Source organism: Petropleomorpha daqingensis, assembly GCF_013408985.1.
Taxonomy (GTDB): Bacteria; Actinomycetota; Actinomycetes; order Mycobacteriales; family Geodermatophilaceae; genus Petropleomorpha; species Petropleomorpha daqingensis.
This window is the reverse complement of the sequence record NZ_JACBZT010000001.1, coordinates 5,352,810-5,376,835: the sequence shown is the minus strand read 5'-3', so window position 1 is coordinate 5,376,835 and position 24,026 is coordinate 5,352,810. Positions and strand designations below refer to the sequence as shown.

The 24,026-nt window shown below is 73.3% G+C and carries 22 protein-coding genes; 14 read left to right on the top strand and 8 right to left on the bottom strand.

Annotated elements, in window-relative coordinates; all coding sequences use genetic code 11:
• The coding region (locus GGQ55_RS26405) for a potassium channel family protein (RefSeq protein ID WP_366490312.1) at positions 1–454 on the bottom strand (454 nt) is incomplete at its 3' end.
• Positions 455–625: 171 nt separating this feature from the next.
• Between GGQ55_RS26405 and GGQ55_RS26400 the strand changes: the two genes are divergently transcribed.
• The 8 genes from GGQ55_RS26400 (at position 626) to GGQ55_RS26365 (ending at position 9,381) form a co-directional block, all read left to right on the top strand.
• Positions 626–2,668 (top strand): APC family permease, encoded by a 2,043-nt coding sequence (locus tag GGQ55_RS26400; protein WP_179722039.1) that lies wholly within the window; start codon positions 626–628, stop codon positions 2,666–2,668.
• The gene (locus GGQ55_RS26395; protein ID WP_179722036.1) at positions 2,661–3,935 is read left to right on the top strand and encodes a class I SAM-dependent RNA methyltransferase; all 1,275 of its coding nucleotides are present in this window, start codon (positions 2,661–2,663) and stop codon (positions 3,933–3,935) included. Before GGQ55_RS26400 ends, GGQ55_RS26395 begins: the two co-directional genes overlap by 8 nt.
• 69 nt (positions 3,936–4,004) lie before the next feature.
• The gene (locus GGQ55_RS26390; RefSeq protein WP_179722033.1) at positions 4,005–4,757 is read left to right on the top strand and encodes an SGNH/GDSL hydrolase family protein; all 753 of its coding nucleotides are present in this window, start codon (positions 4,005–4,007) and stop codon (positions 4,755–4,757) included.
• Positions 4,754–4,981, top strand: coding sequence for a DUF4177 domain-containing protein (locus tag GGQ55_RS26385; RefSeq protein WP_179722030.1), 228 nt, complete (start codon positions 4,754–4,756; stop codon positions 4,979–4,981). The genes GGQ55_RS26390 and GGQ55_RS26385 overlap by 4 nt, the downstream gene beginning before the upstream one ends.
• Before the next feature lie 51 nt (positions 4,982–5,032).
• Positions 5,033–5,401: a hypothetical protein gene (locus GGQ55_RS26380; protein WP_179722028.1), complete on the top strand. Its 369-nt coding sequence runs from the start codon at positions 5,033–5,035 to the stop codon at positions 5,399–5,401.
• 111 nt (positions 5,402–5,512) lie between these two features.
• The gene (gene dxs, locus GGQ55_RS26375) at positions 5,513–7,438 is read left to right on the top strand and encodes a 1-deoxy-D-xylulose-5-phosphate synthase (RefSeq protein WP_179722025.1); all 1,926 of its coding nucleotides are present in this window, start codon (positions 5,513–5,515) and stop codon (positions 7,436–7,438) included.
• On the top strand, positions 7,435–7,737 hold the full coding sequence (locus tag GGQ55_RS26370; protein ID WP_366490309.1) for a thiamine-binding protein: 303 nt from the start codon (positions 7,435–7,437) through the stop codon (positions 7,735–7,737). The genes dxs and GGQ55_RS26370 overlap by 4 nt, the downstream gene beginning before the upstream one ends.
• Before the next feature lie 60 nt (positions 7,738–7,797).
• Positions 7,798–9,381: an MFS transporter gene (locus GGQ55_RS26365; RefSeq protein ID WP_179722022.1), complete on the top strand. Its 1,584-nt coding sequence runs from the start codon at positions 7,798–7,800 to the stop codon at positions 9,379–9,381.
• Between the two features lies 1 nt (position 9,382).
• Here GGQ55_RS26365 and GGQ55_RS26360 read toward each other — a convergent pair whose 3' ends face one another.
• On the bottom strand, positions 9,383–9,826 hold the full coding sequence (locus GGQ55_RS26360; protein ID WP_179722020.1) for a pyridoxamine 5'-phosphate oxidase family protein: 444 nt from the start codon (positions 9,824–9,826) through the stop codon (positions 9,383–9,385).
• A gap of 63 nt (positions 9,827–9,889) precedes the next feature.
• Here GGQ55_RS26360 and GGQ55_RS26355 point away from each other — a divergent pair, with 63 nt between their 5' ends.
• Positions 9,890–10,234, top strand: a complete 345-nt coding sequence (locus tag GGQ55_RS26355; protein WP_179722017.1) for an ArsR/SmtB family transcription factor — start codon at positions 9,890–9,892, stop codon at positions 10,232–10,234.
• A complete protein-coding gene (locus GGQ55_RS26350; protein ID WP_179722014.1) occupies positions 10,206–10,748 on the top strand; it encodes an SRPBCC domain-containing protein in 543 nt (180 codons plus the stop codon). The genes GGQ55_RS26355 and GGQ55_RS26350 overlap by 29 nt, the downstream gene beginning before the upstream one ends.
• A 104-nt stretch (positions 10,749–10,852) precedes the next feature.
• On the opposite strand, the gene GGQ55_RS26345 is transcribed toward GGQ55_RS26350, so the two are convergent.
• From GGQ55_RS26345 to GGQ55_RS26330, 4 genes are all read right to left on the bottom strand, one after another.
• Positions 10,853–12,937: a 3-hydroxyacyl-CoA dehydrogenase NAD-binding domain-containing protein gene (locus GGQ55_RS26345; RefSeq protein WP_179722012.1), complete on the bottom strand. Its 2,085-nt coding sequence runs from the start codon at positions 12,935–12,937 to the stop codon at positions 10,853–10,855.
• Entirely contained in the window at positions 12,934–14,139 is a 1,206-nt protein-coding gene (locus GGQ55_RS26340; protein ID WP_179722010.1) for a thiolase family protein, read from the bottom strand. The genes GGQ55_RS26345 and GGQ55_RS26340 overlap by 4 nt, the downstream gene beginning before the upstream one ends.
• A gap of 93 nt (positions 14,140–14,232) precedes the next feature.
• Entirely contained in the window at positions 14,233–16,533 is a 2,301-nt protein-coding gene (gene yicI / locus GGQ55_RS26335) for an alpha-xylosidase (RefSeq protein WP_179722008.1), read from the bottom strand.
• Positions 16,534–16,546: 13 nt separating this feature from the next.
• Entirely contained in the window at positions 16,547–18,256 is a 1,710-nt protein-coding gene (locus tag GGQ55_RS26330; protein WP_179722005.1) for an IlvD/Edd family dehydratase, read from the bottom strand.
• Between the two features lie 92 nt (positions 18,257–18,348).
• Here GGQ55_RS26330 and GGQ55_RS26325 point away from each other — a divergent pair, with 92 nt between their 5' ends.
• From GGQ55_RS26325 to GGQ55_RS26315, 3 genes are read left to right on the top strand one after another with little or no spacing between them, the layout of a single operon-like run.
• A complete protein-coding gene (locus GGQ55_RS26325; protein ID WP_179722003.1) occupies positions 18,349–19,209 on the top strand; it encodes a fumarylacetoacetate hydrolase family protein in 861 nt (286 codons plus the stop codon).
• Entirely contained in the window at positions 19,206–19,946 is a 741-nt protein-coding gene (locus GGQ55_RS26320) for an SDR family NAD(P)-dependent oxidoreductase (RefSeq protein WP_179722000.1), read from the top strand. Before GGQ55_RS26325 ends, GGQ55_RS26320 begins: the two co-directional genes overlap by 4 nt.
• Complete coding sequence (locus GGQ55_RS26315; protein ID WP_179721997.1) at positions 19,933–20,964, top strand: zinc-dependent alcohol dehydrogenase; 1,032 nt, start codon at positions 19,933–19,935, stop codon at positions 20,962–20,964. The genes GGQ55_RS26320 and GGQ55_RS26315 overlap by 14 nt, the downstream gene beginning before the upstream one ends.
• Here the strand turns inward: GGQ55_RS26315 and GGQ55_RS26310 are convergent.
• Entirely contained in the window at positions 20,961–22,142 is a 1,182-nt protein-coding gene (locus GGQ55_RS26310) for a Gfo/Idh/MocA family protein (RefSeq protein ID WP_179721994.1), read from the bottom strand. The genes GGQ55_RS26315 and GGQ55_RS26310 overlap by 4 nt on opposite strands.
• On the bottom strand, positions 22,139–23,137 hold the full coding sequence (locus GGQ55_RS26305) for a sugar phosphate isomerase/epimerase family protein (protein WP_179721992.1): 999 nt from the start codon (positions 23,135–23,137) through the stop codon (positions 22,139–22,141). Before GGQ55_RS26305 ends, GGQ55_RS26310 begins: the two co-directional genes overlap by 4 nt.
• An 86-nt stretch (positions 23,138–23,223) precedes the next feature.
• Here GGQ55_RS26305 and GGQ55_RS26300 point away from each other — a divergent pair, with 86 nt between their 5' ends.
• Positions 23,224–24,015 carry an SDR family NAD(P)-dependent oxidoreductase gene (locus tag GGQ55_RS26300; RefSeq protein ID WP_179721989.1) on the top strand — a complete coding sequence of 264 codons (792 nt, stop codon included), beginning with the start codon at positions 23,224–23,226 and terminating at the stop codon, positions 24,013–24,015.
• Positions 24,016–24,026: the final 11 nt, after the last annotated feature.

Here is a 24,026-nt window from a genome sequence, read left to right as displayed (position 1 = left end):
TCACCCGCATGAGCAGCACCTGACCCGTGGGCTCGCGCCACATCTCGCTGACCTTGACCGAGAGCAGCTCGCGGATCAGCCGGTTCACCGTCCACGGCACGGTCGCCACGCTGGGGATGCCCATGCGCTCGTAGACCTCGGCGCGCTTCTCGTCGTAGATGCGGGCGACCACGTGCTGGACGCCGAACGTCTCGCGCGCGACGCGGGCGCTGATGATGTTGGAGTTGTCGCCGCTGCTCACCGCGGCGAACGCGCCGGCCGAGTCGATGCCGGCGTCGAGCAGGGTCTGCCGGTCGAAGCCGAGCCCGGTCACCTGCCGGCCGGCGAAGTCGGGTCCCAGCCGGCGGAAGGCCTCGGGATCCTGGTCGATCACCGCGACGCTGTGGCCGACCTCCTCGAGGCGGCGGGCGATGGCGGAGCCGACGCGCCCGCAGCCCATCACGACCACGTGCACGTGTCTCTCCTGCACTCCTGCGCGCGGACCCGGACGGCCACGCGCTCCCGGCCAGCGAAGCTACACCCGGTAGGTGTCCGGCAGGCCGTCGCCGGGCGGGCGGCCGCCTCTGTGGCGTGGCACACCGCCGAGGGGCGGCAGGACGGGCCCCGGCGTCCGTACCATCGCGCCGTGCCAAGCCTGTCCGATCTCGGACAACTACCGAAGCGACTCGTCCTCGGGCGCCCCGTGCGGAGCGACCGGGTCGGCGAGTCGCTGCTGCCCAAACGCCTCGCGCTGCCGATCTTCGCCAGCGACGCGCTCTCCTCGGTCGCCTACGCGACCCAGGAGATCCTGATCGTCCTCACCCTGGGCGGGACGGCGTACCTCTACCTCGCCCCGTGGCTGGCGGCCGGCGTCGTCGTCCTGCTGGTGACGGTGGTGCTGTCCTACCGGCAGGTGGTGCACGCCTACCCGTCCGGCGGCGGCGACTACGAGGTCGCCATGAAGAACCACGGGCAGTTCGCCGCGCTGGTCGTGGCGAGCGCCCTGCTCACGGACTACGTGCTGACCGTGGCCGTGTCGGTCTCGTCCGGCACCGACAACATCATCTCGGCGTTCCCCGGTCTCGACCGGCACCGCGTGCTCATCGCGGTGGGCCTGGTGATCGTGCTGGCCGCGGCCAACCTGCGGGGGCTGCGCGAGTCGGGCAAGACGTTCGCCGTCCCGACCTACCTGTTCGCCGCCGGCATCGTGATCATGATCGTCACCGGGCTGATCCGAGAGTTCTTCGGGACGCCGATCGTCGCCGAGAGCGCCCAGTACGGGATCGTGCCCGACCCGGGTCACGTGGGCCTGACCGGTTTGGCGCTGATCTTCTTCGCGCTGCGGGCGTTCGCCTCCGGGACGACGGCGCTGACCGGCATCGAGGCGGTCGCCAACGGCGTGCCGGCGTTCAAGCCGCCGAAGAGCCGCAACGCCGCGATCACCCTGAGCCTGCTCGGCGGGCTCGCCTGCACCCTGTTCGCCGGCGTCACCGCGCTGGCGCTCCTGGGCAAGGTGCACTACGTCGACCCGGCGACCCCCTGCCGGCTGCTGTCGCCGACCTGCGACACCGAGCCGCAGCGCACCGTCATCGCCCAGCTGGCCTCCGCCACGTTCGGCGGGGACAGCTCGCCGGTCTTCTTCTACATCCAGGCGACGACCGCCCTCGTCCTCATCCTCGCCGCGAACACCGCCTTCAACGGCTTCCCGCTGCTGGGCTCGGTGCTCGCGCAGGACCGATTCCTGCCGCGCCAGCTGCACACCCGCGGCGACAAGCTGGTGTTCAGCAACGGCATCCTGCTCCTGGCCGGCTTCGCCGCGCTGCTGATCATCGCGTTCGACGCCGACGTCACCCGGCTGATCCAGCTCTACATCATCGGGGTGTTCACCAGCTTCAGCATCGGTCAGTGGGGCATGGTCCGGCACTGGAACCGGCTGCTGAAGACCGAGCGCGACCCGGTGGTCCGCCGACGGGAGCGCCGCTCGCAGATCATCAACACGATCGGCGGGTCGCTCACCAGCGTCGTCCTGGTGATCATCATCATCACGAAGTTCAGCCACGGCGCCTGGCTGGTGCTGGTCGCGATGCCGCTGATCTTCCTGCTGATGAAGGCGATCAACCGGCACTACGCCAACGTCTCCCGGCAGCTGGTGCCCGACAGCGACGTGCGCCTGCTGCCGAGCAAGGTGCACGCGATCGTGCTCGTGTCCAAGGTGCACAAGCCGACGCTGCGCGCGCTGGCCTTCGCCCGGGCCACCCGTCCCGACGTGCTGACCGCGCTCACCGTGAACGTCGACGACGCCGACACCCGGTCGCTGCAGACCGAGTGGGAGCGCTACGACATCCCGGTGCCGCTGACCGTGCTCGAGTCGCCGTACCGGGAGATCACCCGGCCGGTGCTCGACTACGTGAAGGCGATCCGCCGCGACAGCCCGCGCGAGCTCGTCGTCGTCTTCGTGCCGCAGTACGTGGTCGGCCACTGGTGGGAGAACGTGCTGCACAACCAGAGCGCGCTGCGGCTGCGCGCCCGGCTGCAGTTCACTCCCGGCGTCATGATCACCACCGTGCCGTGGCAGCTGGAGAGCTCCATCGGCCGGGAGGAGAACGGCACGCGCGGCCAGGGCCCGATGCCGGGCGACCTGCGGCGCGGCATCACCGACGACGAGGTGCAGGCCACGCCGTATGGCTGAGGCCTGGGTCGGGCGCGAGTTCGAGGTCGAGGTCGGGCCGGTCGCCCACGGCGGGCACTGCGTCGCCCGCCACGAGGCCCGCGTCGTGTTCGTCCGGCACACGCTGCCGGGGGAGCGCGTCCTCGTCCGGGTGACCGAGGACCGGCACGCCGGCTTCTGCCGCGCCGATGCCGTCGAGGTGCTCGAGGCCTCACCGGCCCGCGTGGAACGGCCGTGCCCGTACAGCGGGCCGGGGAGGTGCGGCGGCTGCGACTGGCAGCACGTCGCGCCGGAGGAGCAGCGCAGGTTGAAGGCCGCCGTCGTCCACGAGCAGCTGTCCCGTCTGGCGCACGTGGACGTCGACGTCGCCGTCGAGGAACTGCCGGGCGGACCGCTGCGCTGGCGGTCGCGGGCCCGCTTCGCCGTCGACCGCACCGGCACGCCCGGGCTGCGCCGGCACCGCTCGCACGACGTCGTCCCGCTCGCCGACTGCCCGATCACCGTCGAGCCCGCCGCGGCGGCGGTGCTCACCCGGCGGTGGCCCGGAGCCGGGGCCGTCGACGTCTCGGTCGACGCCGCCGGCGTGGTGACGACGACCCGGCTGGACCGGCGCGGCAAGCCGCAGACCACGCGCGTGCTGCGCCCGGGCTCCGACGTGCCCGAGGAACCGGCCGGCCGGGCGGAACGGCACGCGGCCGGCCGCGACTGGGAGGTCGAGGGCACCGGGTTCTGGCAGGTGCACCCCGCCGCCGCCGAGGCGCTCGTGGCCGCCGTCTCGGGCTTCGCGCAGGTGCGCCCAGGGGAGACGGTGCTCGACCTCTACGCCGGGGCCGGGCTGTTCGGCGGCGCGCTGGCGCCCGGGGTCGGCGCCGACGGCCGGGTGGTCTGCGTCGAGGCCGACCCGGCGGCGTGCGCGGCGGCCGACGCCAACCTCGCCGACCTGCCGCAGGCCGAGGTGTGGGAGGGCGAGATCGACGTCGAGGGGCTCACCGGCCTGCTCGAGGAGCTGGAGGGCCCGCCGGACGTCGTCGTCCTCGACCCGCCGCGCGCCGGACTCGGTGCGGCCGGGAGCCGGCTGCTCGCCGGCACCGGTGCCCGCGCCGTCGTCTACGTCGCCTGCGACCCGGCCTCGCTGGCCCGGGACGTCGGCGCCTTCGTCGAGGCCGGTTACCGGCTCGCCGCGATCCGCGGCTTCGACGCCTTCCCCATGACCGGTCACGTCGAGTGCGTGGCCCTCCTGGAACCGGCGGGGCTGGAGCCGACCACTGGGGCAGTTGGTCACGAGTGATGAGGACGACAGTCCCGATGGGGTGAGAACCGTCCCCACACGCGGCGTTCGCCGCCTACCTTGCGCGTCGTGCCTGGTCAGCGGCTGCGTCCGCCGCGGTCGCGTCTGCTCGCGGCCGTGGCCGTCGTGCTGGCCGCCGCGGCCGCGGTGCTGGTCGCCACCGGCGTCCCGGGCGGGGCCGCGCCGTCGCCGACCCCGCCGCCGGCGATCCACCTGGTCGCCGGGAAGCCGCTGGTCGCGTTCCTCGGCGACTCGTGGACGGCCGGTGTCGGCGCCACCGGGCGCCGCGGCTACGTCGTCCGGACCGTCGAACGTCTGGGCTGGGGGTACGCCAACTTCGGCGTCGGCGGCAGCGGGTACAGCGTGCCCGGACCGCACCACAGCCTGTTCGCCCAGCGCATCCCGCAGCTCGTGGCGCTGCACCCGGACCTCGTGGTGGTGCAGGGCAGCCTGAACGAGCGGCACAGCACGCCGGAAGCCCTCGGCCCGGCGGCGCGGACCACCCTGGCCGAGCTGAAGGCGGCCCTCCCTCCGGGCACGCCCGTGCTCGTGGTCGGCGCCTGCTACAACCCCGGGACGGCCGATCCCACCATCGACTGGATCAACGCCGGGGTGTCCCGGGCGGCGGCCGCGGCCGAGCTGCCCTTCGTGGACCCGGCGGCCGCCGGCTGGCTCGATCCGCACGACCCCGGGCTGTGGTTCGACACGATCCACCCCGACGACCGGGGCCACCAGCGCTTCGCCGACGCGCTGGCCCCGCTGCTGCGGGACCTGGCCCGGGACCGGGACGCGCAGAAGTCACCGGTTACCGTGCTCGGGTGACCACCTGGGAGTACGCCTCGGTCATCACTGCGAACGACGCCGAGAGCCAGCGGGCAGGGGTGAGCGTCAAGATGCCCGGCGGCGCGATGGAGCGCCAGGAGGGCGACGTCAGCTCGGTGCTCAACCGGCTCGGCGGCGAGGGGTGGGAGCTGGTCAGCTACCACTCCAGCGGCGCCGGCACGTGGGGCTTCGAGCAGTTCTGGCTCAAGCGCGGGAACCCCTGATCCCACGCGTCGATCGAACACAGGTTCGATCCGCGCGGGCATACTGGCGCGGTGGACGCGGTCGTTCCTCCGGGCTGGCCGGAGCAGGTGCGCCCGCCGGGTGCCCCCGACTGGGAGCGGACGGCGGTCGCCTGGCTGTTCGACCTCGTCCCGCACGACTACCGGGCGCACGAGGTGCTGCGCCGCTACCCGGTGCTGCTGGCCCGCTTCGCCGGCGACCACGTGGCCGCGGGGCTGGAGGCCGCACGCGCCGGCTGGCGCACCGTGCGGGTCGACCTGGCCGACCTCCTGCCGGCCGACGCGATCGAGGCGGCCATCGCCGCCTACGAGCGGGAGGGCACCCGGCTGGCGGCCGCGGCCCGCGGGATCGACGCCGTCGCCGGTGCCCTGCGCGGCGAGAAGTGGGTGCCGCGGCTGTGAAGGCGAGCACGGTCACCCTGAAGGCGGTGATCTCCGCGGCTACAGTGGATCGGCGGCCTGCTCTTCCCTGAGCCCAGCTCAGCCGCCACGGAGAGAGGACACTGCCGAGCCGTGCCGCTGCTGCGATCGCTCCGGGGCCCCGCCGACCTGCGGGCGCTGCCCGTCGAGCAGATGCCCGCGCTGGCAGCGGAGATCCGCGACACGCTGGTCACCAGCGTCGCCAGGACCGGTGGCCACCTCGGGCCCAACCTGGGCGCGGTCGAGCTGACCATCGCCCTGCACCGCGTCTTCGACTCCCCGCGCGAGCCGATCGTCTTCGACACCGGCCACCAGGCCTACGTGCACAAGATGCTCACCGGCCGGGTGGAGGGCTTCGAGCGGCTGCGGCAGCGCGACGGCCTCTCCGGCTACCCGAGCCGCACCGAGAGCGAGCACGACTGGGTCGAGAACAGCCACGCCTCGACCGCGCTGTCCTACGCCGACGGGCTGGCCAAGGCCTTCGCCATCCGCGGCGACAAGCGCCCGGTCGTCGCCGTCGTCGGCGACGGCGCCCTGACCGGCGGCATGGCCTGGGAGGCGCTGAACAACATCGCCGCCGCGCAGGACCGCCCGGTGGTCATCGTCGTCAACGACAACGGTCGCTCCTACTCGCCGACCATCGGCGGGGTCGCCGACGCGCTGGCCAGCCTGCGGCTGCGGCCGGGCTACGAGCAGGCGCTGCTCGCCGTCCGCCAGGCCCTGCACCGGGCGCCCGTGGTCGGGTCCGCCCTGTACGACGCGCTGCACGCGATCAAGAAGGGCCTCAAGGACGTCCTCTCGCCGCAGGGCATGTTCGAGGACCTCGGCCTGAAGTACGTCGGCCCGGTCGACGGCCACGACGTCGAGGTGATGGAGTCGGCGCTGCGCCGCGCCCGCTCGTTCGGCGGCCCGGTGATCGTGCACGCCGTGACGACCAAGGGGTTCGGCTACCCGCCGGCCGAGACCGACCAGATCGACGCCTGGCACGCGACCGGCGTGTTCGACCCCGACAGCGGCGCCAGCGTGCGCAAGACCGGCCAGGCGTGGACCGACGCCTTCGCCGACGAGCTGCTGCGGATCGGCACCGAGCGCGCCGACGTCGTCGCCATCACCGCCGCGATGCTGCACCCGACCGGCCTGGCGCCGTTCGCCGAGCGGTTCCCCGAGCGCACCTTCGACGTCGGCATCGCCGAGCAGCACGCGCTCACCTCCGCCGCGGGGCTGGCGATGGCCGGCCTGCACCCCGTCGTCGCGGTCTACTCCACCTTCCTCAACCGGGCGTTCGACCAGCTGCTCATGGACGTCGCGCTGCACCGCCAGCCGGTCACCGTGGTGCTGGACCGTGCCGGGGTGACCGGGGACGACGGCGCCTCGCACAACGGCATGTGGGACATGTCGATCCTCTCCGTCGTCCCGGGGCTGCGGCTGGCCGCGCCGCGCGACGAGGCCACGCTGCGCGAGGAGCTGCGCGAGGCGGTCGAGGTCACCGACGGGCCCTCCGTCCTCCGCTTCCCGAAGGGCTCGCTGCCGCCGGAGATCCCCGCGCTGGAGCGCCGCGGCACGCTCGACGTGCTGCGCCGCGGCGAGCGCGCGGACGTGCTGCTGGTCGCGGTCGGCTCGCTCGTGCCGATGTGCCTGGCCGCCGCCGAGCGCGCCGCCGACCACGGCATCGAGGTCACCGTCGTCGACCCGCGCTGGGTGCTGCCGGTCTCGCCGAAGCTGGTCGACCTGGCCGCGGGCTACCGGCTGGTGGTCACCGTCGAGGACTGCGGTCGCGCCGGCGGGGTCGGGACGACGCTGACCCAGGCGCTGCAGGACCGCGAGATCGACGTCCCCGTGCGGAGCATGGGCCTGCCGCAGAAGTTCTTCGAGCAGGGCAGCCGCGGGCAGGTGCTCGCCGACGCCGGGCTCACCGAGCAGGACCTCGCCCGGCGGATCGCCGAGTGGACCGCCGTGCTCACCGACCGGGCCGAGGGCCTGTCCCGTCCGGTCCCGAGTCCCGAGGGGCAGCAGCAGTGAGTGAACCGACCGGCGAGTGGGTGATCGCCGAGATCCAGGTGGCCCCGTCGCCGCCCGGCACGCCGGAGGACCCGCACGGCTACGTCGACGCCGCGATCGAGGTGATCGCCGGCTCCGGCCTGCGCTTCGAGGTCGGCGCGCTCGGCACCACGCTCGAGGGCGAGGCGGACCGGGTGTGGGACACCCTGCGCGCCGCGCACGAGGCGATGCTGCTGGCCGGCGCCAACGGCGGCCTCTCGCACGTCAAGATCGCCTCGGTCCAGCGCACGATGGGCAGCCTCACCGCCAAGTTCCGCTGACCACGGTTCTCATCCCCGGCGGATGGGCTGCCGCAGGGGTCTGACCTGGTTGGGTGCGCCATGGACACCGAGGCCACCCGGACGGTGCCGTTCAACCGCCGCCTCGCGCTGCTGCTCGCGATGGCGATGTTCGTCCTGGTCGTGGACACCTCGCTGATGAACGTGTCCATCTCCGCCGTCGTCCAGGACCTCGGGACGACGGTGAGCGGGGTGCAGGGCGCGATCGCCCTCGAGGCGCTGGTGTCCGCGGCGTTCATCCTGATCGGCGGCAAGACCGGCGACCTCATCGGCCGCAAGCTGGCCTACATCCTGGGCCTGCTCGGCTACGCGATCGGGGCGGTCGCGATGACGCTGGCCCAGAACCTCACCGCGATCATCGTCTTCTGGGCGGTCATCGGCGGGATCGGCGCCTCGCTGCTGCTGCCGGCCATGCAGTCGCTCATCCACGGCAACTTCGAGGGCGCCAACCAGAAGCGGGTCTACGCCCTGGTGGGTGCCTCCGCGGCCATCGCGGCCGCGGTCGGGCCGCTGCTCGGCGGGTTCATCACGACCTTCCTGTCCTGGCGGGTCGGCTTCCTGCTCGAGGCCGTGATCATCGCCGTCGTCCTGTCGGGCATCGGGCTGGTCCGTGACGTGAAGTACGAGGGGTCGCGGGCCGTCGACTGGGTCGGCGCGGTCATCTCCGTCGTCGGCATGGGCGGCGTCGTCCTCGGCATCCTGGTCTGGCAGGAGGGCGGGGAGTACGTCGGCCTGCTCATCGGCATCGGCGTCGTCGCGCTGGGCGGTCTCGCCTGGTGGCTGCGGGACCGCAAGCGCCGCGGACGCGCCACGCTCGTCGACCCGGCCCTGTTCAGCTCCAAGCTGTTCCGCACCGGCGTGAGCGGTCAGCTGATGCAGCAGATCGCGCTCGGCGGCACGATGATCGTGCTCCCGATCTACCTGCAGATGGTGCTGGGCTACAACGCCCTGCTCTCCGGCGTCTCCATCGCGCCGCTGTCGCTGAGCATGTTCGCGGTCGCGCTGCTGGCCGGCCGGCGGGCCACGGGGCGGCCGAGCTCGGTCATCCTGCTCGGCTTCACCCTGCTGGTCGTCGGGCTCGTGGCGCTCGTCGTCGTGGTGCCCCGCGCCGACTCCGGCTGGTGGCTGACGATCCCGCTGGTGATCGCGGGCTGCGGGCTGGGCATGCTCGTCTCGCAGCTGAACAACTACACGCTCTCCCCGATCTCGGACGAAAGGGTGAGCGAGGCCGCCGGCGTCAACTCCGCAGCGGGCTCCTTCGGGCTGTCCTTCGGCCTCGCGTTCGCCGGCGCCATCATGCTGGCCACGCTGTCCCTGCTGTTCACCTCGCGCTCGGAGTCGAGCACCGTGCTGTCACCGTCGGAGCAGGAGCAGGTCGCCTCGGCCCTGGAGGAGGACGCCCAGGTTATGTCCGACGCGCACCTGCAGGAGCTCCTGGTCGACCAGCCGTCCGACGTGCAGGACGAGATCCTCGCGATCAACACCGACGTGCGGCCGATCGCGCTGCAGATCGCGCTCGGCATCCCGATCCTGGCCGGGCTGGTCGGCACCGGCGTGGCGCTGCGGATGCGCCGGCTGCCGGACCCGGTGGCGTCCGGCGCGGGGGAGTCGGTCCTCGGCGGCTGACTCAGGTCGCGAGGTGGCGCCGGCGCCAGCGTTCGGCGATGACGTCCTCGGGCGTGCCGTCGTCGTAGGCGGGGGAGACGAGCTCGTCGGCGCGCTCGACGTCGACCACCACCACCGCGCGGGCCGGGGAAGCCGTCGCCGGACGGTCGTACCAGGCGAGGACCTCCTCGAACAGCGGTCCTCCGGTGTGCACCGTGCCGCGGCCCGCGAACCGCCAGCCCTTGCGCCGGATCGGGTCGACCACGTTGACCTCGACCGCGGGGTTGGCGGCCAGGTTCGCCACGGTGCCGGGGGAGTGGACGTGCAGGAAGACCAGCCGTTCGTCGTCCCAGACCCGCGTCGTCCCCTTGGGTGACAGCGCCGGGGTGCCGTCGGGCCGCACCGTGGCCACGAAACCGAGGCCCTGCTCGGTGACGACCCGCTTCATCTCCTCGGTGAGCCGCACGGCGGCGAGCCTGCCACTCCCGACCCGTTAACATGTGACCTTATGGTCACCTATCTTGCTCGTGTGGCGGACGACGACAGGGTCTTCAAGGCGCTGGCCGATCCGACGCGCCGGTTCCTGCTCGACCTGCTGTTCGCCCGCGACGGGCGGACGCTCACCGAGCTCGAGTCGCAGCTGGAGATGACGCGCTACGGCGTGATGAAGCACCTGCGGGTCCTCGAGGAGGCCAACCTCGTCGTGACCCGGCGGCAGGGGCGGGAGAAGTTCCACTTCCTCAACCCCGTGCCCATCCGCGAGATCCACGACCGGTGGATCGACAAGTACACGGAGCGCCACGTCGCGGCGCTCATCGACCTGAAGAACGAGTTGGAGAGCGACCATGACGAGCACGCAGACCACGGCGACTGAGAGGGCCACCACGACGCAGGTGCACCGCGTGTACATCCGGGCCACCCCGGAGCGCATCTGGCAGGCGATCACCGACCCCGAGTGGAACAGCCGCTACGGGTACTCGGCGCCCGCCGAGTACGACCTCGTGGCAGGCGGTGCCTTCCGGTCGTTCGCGACCGAGGAGATGAAGGCGGCGTCGGCGCAGATGGGCTTCCCGTGCCCCGACGTGATCGTCGACGGCGAGGTGATCGAGGTCGACCCGCCGCGGAAGTTGGTGCAGACCTGGCGGATGCTCATGGACCCGACGGCGGCGGCCGAGGGGTTCAGCCGGCTCACCTACGAGATCGAGGGTCCGGGGGCGGACGGCGTCTGCCGGCTCACCGTGACGCACGAGCTGGCCGGCATGACGACCCTGTTCGCGATGACCTCGGGTGACAACGAGTTCGGCGGGATGGGCGGCGGCGGGTGGCCGTGGGTCCTCAGCGACCTCAAGACCCTGCTGGAGACCGGCGAGTCCTTCCCCAAGTCCTGACCCCTCCGGGGGCGGCGGTGATCAGGTGACCTGATCGAACACTGTCCTCCCGCACCAACGCTGGTGCGGGAGGACAGCCGGTGATCAGGTCACCTGATCACTGCTCAGGCCGGCAGGGAGGCGACGCCGCGGGGGAGGAAGCGCTCGCCGGTGACGGCCTCGGAGACGCCGTTGCGGTCGAGGTAGGCGGAGATGCCGCCCAGCCAGAACGGCCAGCCGGCGCCCAGCAGCATGCAGAGGTCGACGTCCTGGACCGCCTGGACGACGCCCTCGTCGAGCATCAGCCGGATCTCCTGCGCCAGCGCGTTCACCGCGTTGGCCCGCACCTGCTCCTCGGTCAGCGGCGAGTCGCCGCTGTCGATGCCGGCGAGGTCGGGGTCCACCACGCCGGGCTCGGAGTAGACGCTCGCCTTGCCCAGCTCGACCATCCGCTTGAGCCCCTCGCCGACGGCGAACCGGTCGGGAAAGGCCTCGTGCATCCGCTCGGCCACGTGCAGCGCGACCGGCGGGCCGACCAGGGTGAGCAGCTCGAACGGGGTCATCGGCAGGCCCAGCGGGTCGAGCGCCCGGTCGGCCACGGCCACCGGCGTGCCCTGCTCGACGGCCGAGGTGATCTCGCCGAGGAACCGGGTGAGCAGCCGGTTGACCACGAACGCGGGAGCGTCGGCGACCAGCACGCACGACTTCTTCAGCGACCTGCCGACGGCGAACGCGGTGGCCAGCGTGGCGTCGTCCGTGAGCTCGGCCCGCACCACCTCGAGGAGCGGCAGCACCGCCACCGGGTTGAAGAAGTGCAGCCCGACCACGCGCTCGGGGTGCTCGAGCTTGGAGGCCATCTCGGTCACCGACAGCGCCGAGGTGTTGGTCGCCAGCACGCACTCGGGCGAGACCACGGCCTCGACCTCGGCGAACACCTGCTGCTTGACCGACATCTCCTCGAAGACGGCCTCGATGACCAGGTCGGCGTCGGCGAACGCGGCCTTGTCCAGCGCCCCGCTGACCAGGCCCTTGAGCCGGTTGAGCTTGTCGTTCGACAGCCGGCCGCGCAGCGCCAGCTTGTCCAGCTCGCCGTGCACGTAGGCGATGCCCTTGTCGACGCGGGCCTGGTCGATGTCGGTGAGGACGACGGGCACCTCGAGCCGCTGCACGAACAGCATGCCCAGCTGCGACGCCATCAGCCCCGCGCCGACGACGCCGACCTTGGTGATCTTCCGTGCCAGCGCCTTGTCCGGCGCGCCGGCCGGCCGCTTCGCCCGCTTGTTGACCAGGTCGAAGGAGTACAGCCCGGCCCGCAGCTCGTCGCTCATGAGCAGCTCGGAGAGGGCGTCGTCCTCGGCGGCGGTGCCGCGCGTGAACGCGTCGCCGTCCACGCCGTCGCGGGCGAGGTCGAGCAACTCCACCGCGCGCACCGCGCCGGGGGAGGCGCCGCGGGTGCGGGCCTGCACGATCTGCCGCGCGCGGGCGATGGCGTCGTCCCAGCCGGATCGGTCGACCTCGGGTCGGGAGACGGCGACGTCGCCGGACAGCACCCCGGCCGCCCACTCCAGCGACCGCTCCAGGAAGTCGGCCGGCTCGAACACGGCGTCGGCGATGCCGAGCTTCGCGGCCTTCGGCCCGGGCGTCATCTTGTTCTGCGACAGGGCGTTCTCGACGATCACGGTGACCGCCGGGTCGACGCCGATCAGGTTGGGCAGCAGCTGCGTGCCGCCCCAGCCGGGCACCAGGCCGAGGAACACCTCGGGGAAGGCGACGACGGCGGTCGAGGCGATCGTGCGGTAGGCGCAGTGCAGGGCCACCTCGAGGCCGCCGCCCATGACCGCGCCGTTGACGAACGCGAAGGTCGGGACGCCGGCGTCCTTGAGCCGCCGGAACACCCGGTGCCCGGTCTCGGCGATCTCCCGGGCGTCGGCGGCCGACGTGATCGACGGGACGCCGGACAGGTCCGCGCCGACGGCGAAGATGAACGGCTTGCCGGTGACCGCGATCGCGACCGGCGCGGGGGAGTGCGCCGCGATCTCGTCGAGCGCGGCGTCGAGGGAGGCCAGCCCGCCCGGGCCGAAGGTCGACGGCCGGGTGTGGTCGTGCCCGTTGTCCAGGGTGATCAGCGCCAGCTCGCCCGCCACGCCGGGAACCCTCAGGTAGCGGACGTGCGCGGTCGTGACGACCTCGTCCTCGAACACGGCGGTCATTCCGCAGCCCCTTCCCAGTTCGGGTTCTCCCAGATGACCGAGGCGCCCATGCCCAGGCCCACGCACATGGCGGTCAGGCCGTAGCGGACGTCGGGCCGCTCGGCGAACTGGCGGGACAGCTGGGTCATCAGCCGCACGCCGGAGGAGGCCAGCGGGTGGCCGACGGCGATCGCGCCGCCCCACGGGTTGACCCGCTCGTCGTCGTCGGCGATGCCGAAGTGGTCGAGGAAGGCCAGCACCTGGACGGCGAAGGCCTCGTTGAGCTCGAACAGGCCGATGTCCTCGATGGACAGGCCGGTGCGGGCCAGCGCCTTCTCGGTGGAGGGCACCGGGCCGACGCCCATGACCTCGGGCTCGACGCCGGCGAAGCCATAGCCGACCAGCCGCATGCCGATCGGCAGGCCGAGCTCGCGGGCGGTCTCCTCGTCGGCGAGCAGGCACGCGGTGGCGCCGTCGTTGAGCCCCGCGGCGTTGCCGGCGGTCACGTGCCCGTGCGGGCGGAACGGCGTCTTCAGCGTGGCCAGGCCCTCGACGGTGGTGCCCGGTCGGGGCGGCTCGTCCACGGTGGCCAGGCCCCAGCCGTTCTCGGCCGAGCGGGTGGCGACGGTCACCAGCTCCGGGCCGATCTGCCCGTTGGCGACCGCCTTGGCGTACTTCTGCTGGCTGGCCACCGCGAAGGCGTCGGCGCGCTCCTTGGTCAGGTGCGGGAAGCGGTCGTGCAGGTTCTCCGCCGTCGAGCCCATGACCAGCGCGGACGGGTCGACCAGCTTCTCGCTGATGATCCGCGGGTTGGGGTCGACGCCCTCGCCCATCGGGTGGCGGCCCATGTGCTCGACGCCGCCGGCGATGGCGACGTCGTAGGCGCCGAACGCGATGCCGGAGGCGGTGGTCGTCACGGCGGTCATCGCGCCGGCGCACATCCGGTCGATGGCGTAGCCGGGCACGCTCTTCGGCAGGCCGGCCAGCAGCGCCGCGGTGCGCCCGATGGTCAGGCCCTGGTCGCCGATCTGCGTGGTCGCGGCGATGGCGACCTCGTCGACGCGGTCGGCCGGCAGTGCCGGGTTGCGGCGCAGGAGCTCGCGGATGCAGCGCACGACCAGGTCGTCGGCGCGCGTCTCGGCGTAGAGACCCTTCGGGCCGGCCTTGCCGAACGGGGTGCGCACGCCGTCGACGAAGACGACCTCGCGCAGGGAGCGGGACATGAGACCTCCGTGGTTACCGGCCGGTAGGGACCGACGGAGCACAAGTTACCCGCTGGTAACAGCGGCGGCCAAGCGCAACGCCGGCCAAGAACGTCAGCCCAGGGCGAGGGTCGCCTCGGCCTCCCCGGCGGCGGCAACCACGGCCGGACCCCGGTCCGCGCCCAGTGGGCCGGTCACCCAGCGCAGCGTCCAGCCCTCCACGAGGTGCTCGAGGCCTCGCGTGACGACGCCACGGAGCCGGTCACCGGTCCGCGACACCTCGACCACGACCTGCTCGGCACCTGCGCCGTCGAAGAGGCGGACGGCGGTCTGCTCGCCGTCGCCGAGGCCGAACACCTCGAAGGTGGGCGCAACCGCGTCGTCGTAGTCCGGCCGGTCGGTCCGCCCGCCGACCGGCACCACCGCGCCGGGGCGGACCAGCAGCGGCAGCGAGTCGAAGCCGTGCCGCTGCCGCACCCAGCCGGGACCGGTGACCGGCGCGACGTCGAGGTAGCTGGTCCAGGTCCCCTCCGGCACGTAGACGTCGAGGTCGCCCTCGTCGGAGAACACCGGGGCGACCAGCAGGTCCGGCCCGAGCATGTACTGCTGGTCGAGGAACGCCGCCGTCCGATCGGTGGGGAACTCCAGCAGCATCGCCCGCATCACCGGGATGCCCTCGGTGTGCGCCTGCACCGCGGCCGCCCACAGGTAGGGCATGAGGGAGTTCTTCAGCCGCGCGAAGCGCCGCGTGACCTCGACCGCCTCGTCGTCGAAGGCCCAGGGCACCCGGTAGGAGTCCGAGCCGTGCAGCCGGGAGTGCGAGGAGAGCAGCCCGAACGCCACCCACCGCTTGAACAGCCCGGCCCCGGGAGTGCCCTCGAAGCCGCCGATGTCGTGGCTCCAGAACCCGAAGCCGCCCAGCCCGAGCGAGAGCCCACCCCGCAGCGACTCGGCCATCGCGGTGTAGGTCGACTCGCAGTCGCCGCCCCAGTGCACCGGGAACCGCTGCCCGCCCACGGTCGCCGACCGGGCGTAGAGGACGGCCTCGCCGCTGCCCCGGACGCTCTCGATCGCCTCGAACACCGTCCGGTTGTAGAGGTAGGCGTAGTAGTTGTGCATCCGGCCGGGGTCCGACCCGTCGAACCACACGACGTCGGTCGGGATGCGCTCGCCGAAGTCGGTCTTGACCGCGTCCACCCCGGAGGCGAGCACGGCGCGCACCTTGCCGGCGAACCACTCGCGGGCGTCCGGGTTGGTGAAGTCGACGATGCCCATGCCCGCGACCCAGAGGTCCCACTGCCAGACCCTGCCGTCCGGCCGGCGCAGCAGGTACCCGGCCTCGGCCGCCTCGGCGAACAGCGGTGACCGCTGGCCGATGTAGGGGTTGATCCAGACGCTGCGCCGCAGCCCGCGCTCGCCGAGGCGGGCCAGCATCTTCTCCGGCTCGGGGAACGCGCGCCGGTCCCACTCGAAGTCGCACCAGTGCAGCGCGCGCATCCAGTAGCAGTCGAAGTGGACGACCGACAGCGGCAGGTCCCGCTGTGCCATGCCGTCGACGAAGGAGGTGACCGTGGCCTCGTCGTAGTCGGTGGTGAACGAGGTGGACAGCCACAGGCCGAACGACCAGCGCGGGGGCAGCGCGGGCCGGCCGGTCAGCGCGGTGTACTTCCGCAGGATCTCCGCCGGGGTCGGCCCGTGGACGACGAGGTACTCCAACTGCTCGCCCGGCACCGAGAACGAGACGGTGGAGACCACCTCGGAGGCCACCTCGAAGGACACCCGTGCCGGCGAGTTGACGAACACCCCGTAGCCGGCGTCGGTGAGGAAGAAGGGGACCGTCTTGTACGCCTGCTCGCTGGCCGTCCCGCCGTCCTCGTTCCAGGTGTCGACGACCTGGCCGTTCTTCACGAACGGGGTGAACCGCTCGCCGAAGCCGTAGACGTGCGCGCCGACCGGCAGCGAGAGCCGCTCGGCCATGAACTCGCCCTCGGGGGTGCTCATCGAGGCCAGCGACTTGAACCCCGACCCGGTGAGCGGGACGCCGTCGCCGAGGAAGCGCAGACCCCACGGGCCGGTCGTGGTCGCCTCGGCGGTCAGCCGCCCGGACGTGAGCCGGACGGGGCCGCCGTCCTCGGCCACCGTCACCTCGGCCGGCGAGGGGGTCAGCTCGAAGGCCACCGGGTCCGGCCCGACCGGCCGGAAGTGGTGCGCTCGCACCGAGATCACGTCCGGCGCGGGTGCCGACAGCTCGACGGTGATCGTCGGCGCGTTGAGCACCGAGCCGCGGTGCTCCACCCGCCGGGTCAGGACGGCGAGCGAGGCGCTGTCCGGCGTCGTCCCCACGTCGAGGGTCTCGGTGGCGTACCGGGCGCTCACGCCCTCGCGCAGCAGCCAGTAGCCGTCGTTGAACTTCATCGCGGGCCCCTCGTCAGTGCGACTCGCGGCTCACCTCGGAGCCGCTGGCGCCGACGAGGAAGTCCAGGTCGGCGCCGGTGTCGGCCTGCCCCACGTGGTCGACGTAGAGCCGCTCCCAGCCGCGGGCCGGGTTGGCGAAGCCGGCGACGGTGGCCTCGTTGGGCGTGCGCGCGGCCAGCTCGGCGTCGTCCACCTCGACGTCGATCCGGCGGGCCTCGACGTCCAGGCTGATGACGTCGCCGGTGCGGACCAGCGCGAGCGGGCCGCCGGCGGCCGCCTCGGGCGCGACGTGCAGGACGACGGTGCCGTACGCGGTGCCGCTCATGCGGCCGTCGCAGATCCGGACCATGTCGCGGACGCCGGCCTCGAGCAGCTTCTTGGGCAAGGGCATGTTCGACACCTCGGGCATGCCCGGGTAGCCCTTCGGCCCGCAGCCGCGCAGCACCAGCACCGAGTCGGCGGTGACGTCGAGGTCGGGGTCGTCGATGCGGGCGTGGAAGTCCTCGATCGAGTCGAAGACGACGGCCCGCCCGCGGTGGCGCATCAGCTCGGGCGACGCCGCGGCGGGCTTGATGACCGCGCCACTGGGGGCGAGGTTGCCGCGCAGGACGGCGATGCCGCCGTGGTCGACGAGCGGGTCGTGGCGCGGGCGGATGACCTCGGCGTCCCAGATCGGGGCGTCGTCGAGGTAGTCGACCAGCGGCTTGCCGGTGACGGTGAGCGCCGTCGGGTCGAGCAGGTCGCGGACCTCGCGCAGCACGGCGAGCAGGCCGCCGGCGCGGTGGAAGTCCTCCATGAGGAACCGGCCGGCCGGCTGCAGGTCGACCAGCACCGGCACGCCCGAGCCGATGCGGTCGAAGTCGTCGAGGCTCAGGTCGATGCCCAGCCGGCCGGCGATCGCCAGCAGGTGCACGACGGCGTTGGTGGAGCCACCGATGGCGGCCAGAGCGACGATGGCGTTGGAGAACGACGCCTTGGTGAGGAAGGTCGAGGGCCGGCGGTCGCAGGTGACCAGGTCGACGACCAGCCGGCCGGTGCCGTGCGCGGCCTCGAGCAGCCGGCTGTCGGCGGCCGGCGTGCCGGCCACCCCGGGGACGACGGTGCCCAGGGCCTCGGCGACCAGGGCCATCGTCGACGCGGTGCCCATCGTGTTGCAGTGCCCGCGGGAGCGGATCATCGCCGACTCGGACTTCGTGAACTGCTCCGCGGACAGCGTGCCGGCCCGGACCTCCTCCGACAGCCGCCACACGTCGGTGCCGCACCCCAGCGGCACCCCGCGGAAGGTGCCGGTCAGCATCGGCCCACCCGGGACGACGACCGCCGGCAGGTCGACCGAGGACGCGGCCATCAGCAGCGCCGGGATCGTCTTGTCGCAGCCGCCGAGGAGCACCAGCCCGTCGACCGGGTTGGCGCGGAACATCTCCTCCATCTCCATCGCGGCGAGGTTGCGCCAGAGCATCGCGGTGGGCCGCACGTTCGTCTCGCCGAGGCCGAGCACCGGCAGTTCCAGGGGCGTGCCGCCGGCGGCGTGGACACCGTCGCGCACGGCCGCTGCCACGTCGCTGAGGTGCCGGTTGCAGGGCACCAGGTCCGAGGCGGTGTTGGCGATGGCGATCTGCGGCCGGTCGAAGCCGTCGGAGGGGACGCCGCGGCGCATCCACGCGCGGTGGATGTAGGTGTTGCGGTCGTCGCCGGCGTACCACCGGGCGCTGCGGAGTGCCACGGCGCGACCCTTTCACCTGCCAATACGGTTGGTCTAGCTTCGGCAACGCCGGGGCCGCCCGCTGACCGCGACCACCAGTTCCAGGAGATTCCGTGCACCTCCTCCGCATCGGCGCGCCCGGCGCCGAGAAGCCTGCTGCGCGCGTCGACGAGGACACCTACGTCGACCTGTCCGACGTCGTCGGCGACTTCGACGAGTCGTTCTTCGGCAGCGGGGGACCGGACCGCATCCGGCCGGTGGTCGCCGACCGGGCGGCGGCCGGCCAGGTCTCCCGGTTCGCCGGCGAGCGGATCGGCGCCCCCATCGCCCGGCCGCACCAGATCCTGTGCATCGGGCTCAACTACCGCGACCACGCCGCGGAGACCGGCCAGGCCGTGCCGGCCGAGCCGATCCTGTTCACCAAGTCGCCCAACACCCTGATCGGCCCGGACGACGACGTGCGCATCCCGCGCGGCTCGACCAAGGCCGACTGGGAGGTCGAGCTCGGCGTCGTCATCGGCCGGCGGACCAGCTACCTCGACTCGCCCGAGGAGGCGCGGGACGCCATCGCGGGCTTCTGCGTGGTCAACGACGTCAGCGAGCGGGCCTTCCAGATGGAGCGCGCCGGCCAGTGGGTGAAGGGCAAGTCCGCCGAGACGTTCAACCCGGCCGGCCCGTGGCTGGTGACCTCCGACGAGATCGACGACGTCCTGGCCCTGGACATGTGGCTCGACGTCAACGGGGTGCGCCGGCAGACCGGCAACACCAGGACGATGGTGTTCGACCCCTACGTGATCGTGCACTACCTGAGCCAGTTCCTCGTGATGGAGCCCGGCGACCTGATCAACACCGGCACCCCGCCCGGCGTGGGGATGGGCTTCGACCCGCCGGTCTGGCTGCAGCCCGGCGACGTGGTGGAGCTGGGCATCACCGGGCTCGGCGCGCAGCGGCAGTCCGTCGTGGGTCCCCGGTGAACGACTTCGACGGGCTGGTCGCCCTGGTCACCGGCGGCGCGAGCGGTATCGGCGCGGCCACCGCGCGGCACCTGCTGGACCGCGGCGCGCGCGTCGCCGTCCTGGACCGGGAGACCACAACGGTGCCGGAGGGAGCGCTGGCGCTCGACTGCGACGTCACCGACGCCGGGCAGGTGGACCGGGCGGTGGCGACCACCGTCGAGCGGCTGGGCGGCCTGGACGTCGTGGTCAACAACGCCGGGATCGGGGCGGTCGGCGACGTCGCGCAGAACGACGACGCCGAGTGGGCACGGGTGCTCGACGTCAACGTCACCGCGATGGCCCGGGTCACCCGCGCGGCGCTGCCGCACCTGCGCGCCTCCCGGGCCGCGGCCGTGGTGAACATGTGCTCCGCCGTCGCCTTCGTCGGTGTCCGCCAGCGCGCCCTCTACAGCGCCAGCAAGGGCGCCGTCCTGGCCCTCACCCTCGCGATGGCCGCCGACCACGCCGCCGAGGGCATCCGGGTCAACGCGGTGGCCCCGGGCACCGCCGACACCCCCTGGGTGGGCCGGCTGCTGGCCGCGGCCGACGACCCCGAGGCCGCCGCGGTGGCGTTGCGCGCCCGGCAGCCGATCGGGCGGCTGGTCACCGCCGACGAGGTCGCGTTCGCGGTCGCCTCGCTGGCCTCACCCTCGGCCGGATCCACCACCGGCAGCATCCTGCGGGTCGACGGCGGGATGACGAGTGTCCGCATCTGACCTGCCGTCGGCGATGGCGGCGCTGGTCTGCCGCGACGACGGCACGCTGGTCGTCGAGCGGGTGCCGGTGCCCGAGCTCGGCCGCGGTGACGCCCTCGTGCGGATCAGCCACTGCGGCATCTGCGGGACCGACCTGCACCACGTGGCCGGCCGGATCGGGCACGGCCCGGTGGTGCTCGGCCACGAGTACTCGGGTGTGGTGGTCGCCGTGGGGGAGGACGTCGAGGGCTGGACGCCCGGGGATCGCGTGGTCGGCGGTCCGGGCCTCGGCTGCGGCGCCTGCCCGCCGTGCCTGGCCGGCACGCCGCACCTGTGCCGGGTCGAGCCGGTGCGCGGCGGGGCCGGCAACGGGTCGTGGGCGACGTTCCGGCGGGTGGACGCCGGGCAGCTGTTCCGCGTGCCCGACGGCCTCGACCTGCGGACCGCCGCCCTCGCCGAGACCCTCGCCATCGCGCTGCGGGCGGTACGCCGCGGCGGCGCGCGGCCCGGCGACCGCGCCCTGGTCACGGGGGCCGGGTCGATCGGGATGCTGGCGGTGGCGGTCCTCGCCGACCTCGGCGCCGGGGTCACGGTCAGCGAGCCCAGCGCCGTGCGCCGGGAACGGGCGCTGCGCATCGGCGCGCAGGAGGCGTGGGAGCCCGGCGCGACCGCGGTACCGGACGGCCCGTACGCCGTCGTGGTGGAGTGCTCGGGCCGGGTGGACGTGATGGAGCAGGCGGTGGGCTCGCTCGCCCGCGGCGGCACGATGGTGCTCGTCGGGATCGGCGCGGGCGCGCGGCCGGCCTTCGACGCCCGGCAGCTCACCCTCACCGAGACCACGGTGACCGGCTCGGTCGACTACTCGCGCGCCGAGTTCGCCGAGGCGATCGCGCTCCTGGCCTCGGGCCGGCTCCCGGTCGAGGAGCTGCTCGAGCCGGACGACGTGTCCCTGGACGAGGTGGCGGCCGTCGTCCCCCGGCTGACCCGGGGCGAGATCGCCGGCAAGGTGCTCGTGGCGCCCGGCGCGGGACTGCGCTAGCCGCGCCGGCCCGGGACGCCGGCCAGCGCCGCCATGATCTCGTGGTGGCCCATGCCGGTCGCCCGCAGCTGCGCGTACCGCTCCTCGTCGATGCCGTCGCGGTGCAGGAAGGCGCGGATGTCGTAGGCACCGGGGACGGTCGGCGGGAGCCCGCCCTCGGCGATCATGGCGGCGAGCGGGTAGCCGGTCTCCTGCAGCGGCAGCGGCACCACGCGGTGCCGGCGGGCCGACTCGTACGCGGCCATCATGATCTCGGTCGTCTGCCGGGCCCGCCGCGCCGAGCAGCGGTGCTCGGGGCCGCCCTCGAGCCAGGCGACGAGCTCCTCCACCTGCCGGCCGTTGGCCCGGCCGCCGATCGTGTCCACCTGCTCGAGGGACAGGTCGAGGCGCCAGCCGCCCGAGTCGGCGGAGAAGACGCGCACGAAGAACTCGCTGGCCTCGAGCATCCCGTCGCTGCCGGTGAAGCGCAGCGCCATACCGGCACCCACCGGGCTGGCCATGCCGCGGGCGCTGGGCAGGTCCTGCTGCACGAGCAGCTGCGCGCCGCCGTCGAGCTCGGCGAGCAGCATGCAGCGGTCCTCGATCGGGGTGTCGCGCTCGAAGCGCTCGGTCTCGCGCTCGACCGCAGCCAGCACCCACCGGGCCGCGGGCTCGCCGGAGATGAACAGCAGGCCGTCGATGAGGTGGGTGCCGACGTTGAGCAGCCCCTGGACCCCGCGCGCCTCCACGGTCAGGACCTCGCCGATCACCCCCGCGGCCACCAGCTCGCGGGCACGCTCCCAGCCGGGCGTGAACCGCCGCTGGTGGCTGACCAGCAACGTCGTCCCCGACCCCTCGCAGGCGGCGATCATCGCGTCGACCTCGCCCATGCTCGTGGCCATGGGCTTCTCGCAGATCACCGCGCGGGCCCCCGCCCCGGCCGCGGCGATCGTCAGCGGTGCGTGCAGCGGGTGCCACGTGCAGACGCTGACCAGGTCGGGGCGACCGGTGGCCAGGAACTCCTCCACCGAGGCGTAGGCCTCGGGGATCCCGTACTCCCGCTGGAACTGCCGGCGGGCGGCCTCGACCGGGTCGATGATCGCGCGCAGCTCGACGTCCGGGTGGGCGGCGTAGCCCTCGGCGTGCGCGTGACCGATGTCGCCGCCGCCGATGATGGCCGCGGAGTAGCGGGCGCTCACGCGAAGGTCCTCCGGAGGTAGTCGACGCTGGCGTCGAACTGGGCGAGCTCGTAGGCGGCGAGGACGGCGGCCGGCTCCTCGCGCTCGTGGGGCGTTCGCCACTCGGCGCCGGGTGGCTGCGCGGCGGCGTGCAGCACGCGCAGCGCGTCCAGCGTCTCCTCGAACGGCCGCGGGTCGTACGTCGTCCACCAGTCCCGCTCGAGGAGCCGGACGTGCCGGGCGGTGGTGGCGCCGAGCTCGACGGTGCCGATGACGTCCCGGGGGCCGGCGTCGAACCGCGCCACGAGGTCGGGCCAGTCGACGACCCCCTCGCCGAGGGCGCAGCGCACGAACCGCCAGCCCGACGGCGTCGGGTGGACGACGTAGTCCTTGAGCTGCACGTGCACGAGGAACGGCAGCACCCGCTCGGCGAACGCGGCCGGATGCTCGCCCACCGCGAGGGCGTTGCCGCAGTCCATGACCACGCCGGCCCGGGAGCTGCCGATCCGCTCCAGCAGCGCCACCAGCTCCGCCGAGCAGAGGTCCTGGTGGTTCTCGATCCCGAAGGGGATCTGCAGGTCCTCGGCCACGTCCGCGGCCCGGCGCAGCGGCTTGATCAGGGCCTCGAGGTGGTCCTGCCAGCCCTCGCGGCCGTAGCGGCTGCGGTCGCCCTCGAGGCAGCGGCTGATCGTCGTCCGGACCGCCCGTGCGCCGACCTCGCGCGCGAGTCGCAGGGCCCGCTCGACGTGGGCGCCGATCTCCGCCGGGTCCTCGCTCCACGGGCAGTCGAGCACGAGCTCGAGGCCGGAGCTGCGCAGCCGTTCGACGAGGTCTTCCCGTGCCCCGGGGTCCAGGCCGTCGAGCACGGTCGTGGAGTGCTCCACCGAGCGCAGCCCGCGCTCCTCGGCGAGCGCGATCAGCCCCGTCAGGGTCATCGGGTCGTGCCCGCTGCCCGCCGCGGAGTGCGCCGGGGTGAAGCTCCACGCGCAGAGGCCGAACTCCATCGCTTCGCCCATCCCACCTGGTCCGATGCCGCGTCGCGCGGCTGGCATGATCCGCAGTGATCCAGCTCACGGCGACCGTATCCCGAGGAGACGTCCCGATGACCAGCGCGCACGCCGAGCCGACGATCGCGGAGCTGTTCTCCCTGCGCGGGCGGGTCGCGCTCGTCACCGGCGGCGCCACGGGCCTGGGGCTGTCGATCGCGCAGGCTCTCGCCGAGGCCGGGGCGACGACGGTGCTGGCCAGCCGGAACGAGGACTCCTGCCGGGAGAGCGCGCAGGCGATCGCCGAGCGCTGGGACACCGTGTCGGTGGGCGCGCGCATCGACGTGACCGACGAGCAGAGCGTGGCGGCGGCGTTCGACCGGGTCGTCGAGCGGTTCGGAGCGGTCGACGTCCTGGTCAACTGCGCGGGCATCAACGTGCGCAACGCGATCGAGGAGGTCTCGCTCGACGACTTCGACACCGTGCTCGACGTCAACCTGCGCGGGTCGTGGCTGTGCTGCCGGGCCGCGGCACGGGTGATGCGCCCCGCCGGTCGCGGATCGGTGATCAACCTGGGCTCGGCGCTGAGCCAGGTCGGCATCCCCGGGCGCACGCCGTACTGCTCGGCGAAGGCGGGCGTGCTCGGCCTCACCCGGGCGGCGGCGCTGGAGTGGGCGGGCACGGGGTTGCGGTGCAACGCGATCTGCCCGGGGCCGTTCCTCACGGAGATGAACCAGCCGCTGCTCGCCGAGCCGGAGCGGGCGCAGGCCGTGGTCGGCCGCACGGCGCTCAACCGGTGGGGCGAGCTGCACGAGATCCGGGGCGCAGCCCTGTTCCTGGCCAGCGACGCCTCCAGCTACGTCACCGGCACGGAGATCTACGTCGACGGCGGCTGGACCGCGCAGTAGGTGCCCCGGTG

Bases quoted from the DNA above. Each gene is read 5' to 3' on its own strand.
- GGQ55_RS26395 (WP_179722036.1), top strand. From the start codon at position 2,661: ATGGCTGAGGCCTGGGTCGGGCGCGAGTTCGAGGTCGAGGTCGGGCCG.
- GGQ55_RS26365 (WP_179722022.1), top strand. From the start codon at position 7,798: ATGGACACCGAGGCCACCCGGACGGTGCCGTTCAACCGCCGCCTCGCG.
- GGQ55_RS26350 (WP_179722014.1), top strand. From the start codon at position 10,206: ATGACGAGCACGCAGACCACGGCGACTGAGAGGGCCACCACGACGCAG.
- GGQ55_RS26345 (WP_179722012.1), bottom strand. From the start codon at position 12,937: ATGACCGCCGTGTTCGAGGACGAGGTCGTCACGACCGCGCACGTCCGC.
- GGQ55_RS26340 (WP_179722010.1), bottom strand. From the start codon at position 14,139: ATGTCCCGCTCCCTGCGCGAGGTCGTCTTCGTCGACGGCGTGCGCACC.
- yicI (WP_179722008.1), bottom strand. From the start codon at position 16,533: ATGAAGTTCAACGACGGCTACTGGCTGCTGCGCGAGGGCGTGAGCGCC.
- GGQ55_RS26305 (WP_179721992.1), bottom strand. From the start codon at position 23,137: ATGGGCGAAGCGATGGAGTTCGGCCTCTGCGCGTGGAGCTTCACCCCG.
- GGQ55_RS26300 (WP_179721989.1), top strand. From the start codon at position 23,224: ATGACCAGCGCGCACGCCGAGCCGACGATCGCGGAGCTGTTCTCCCTG.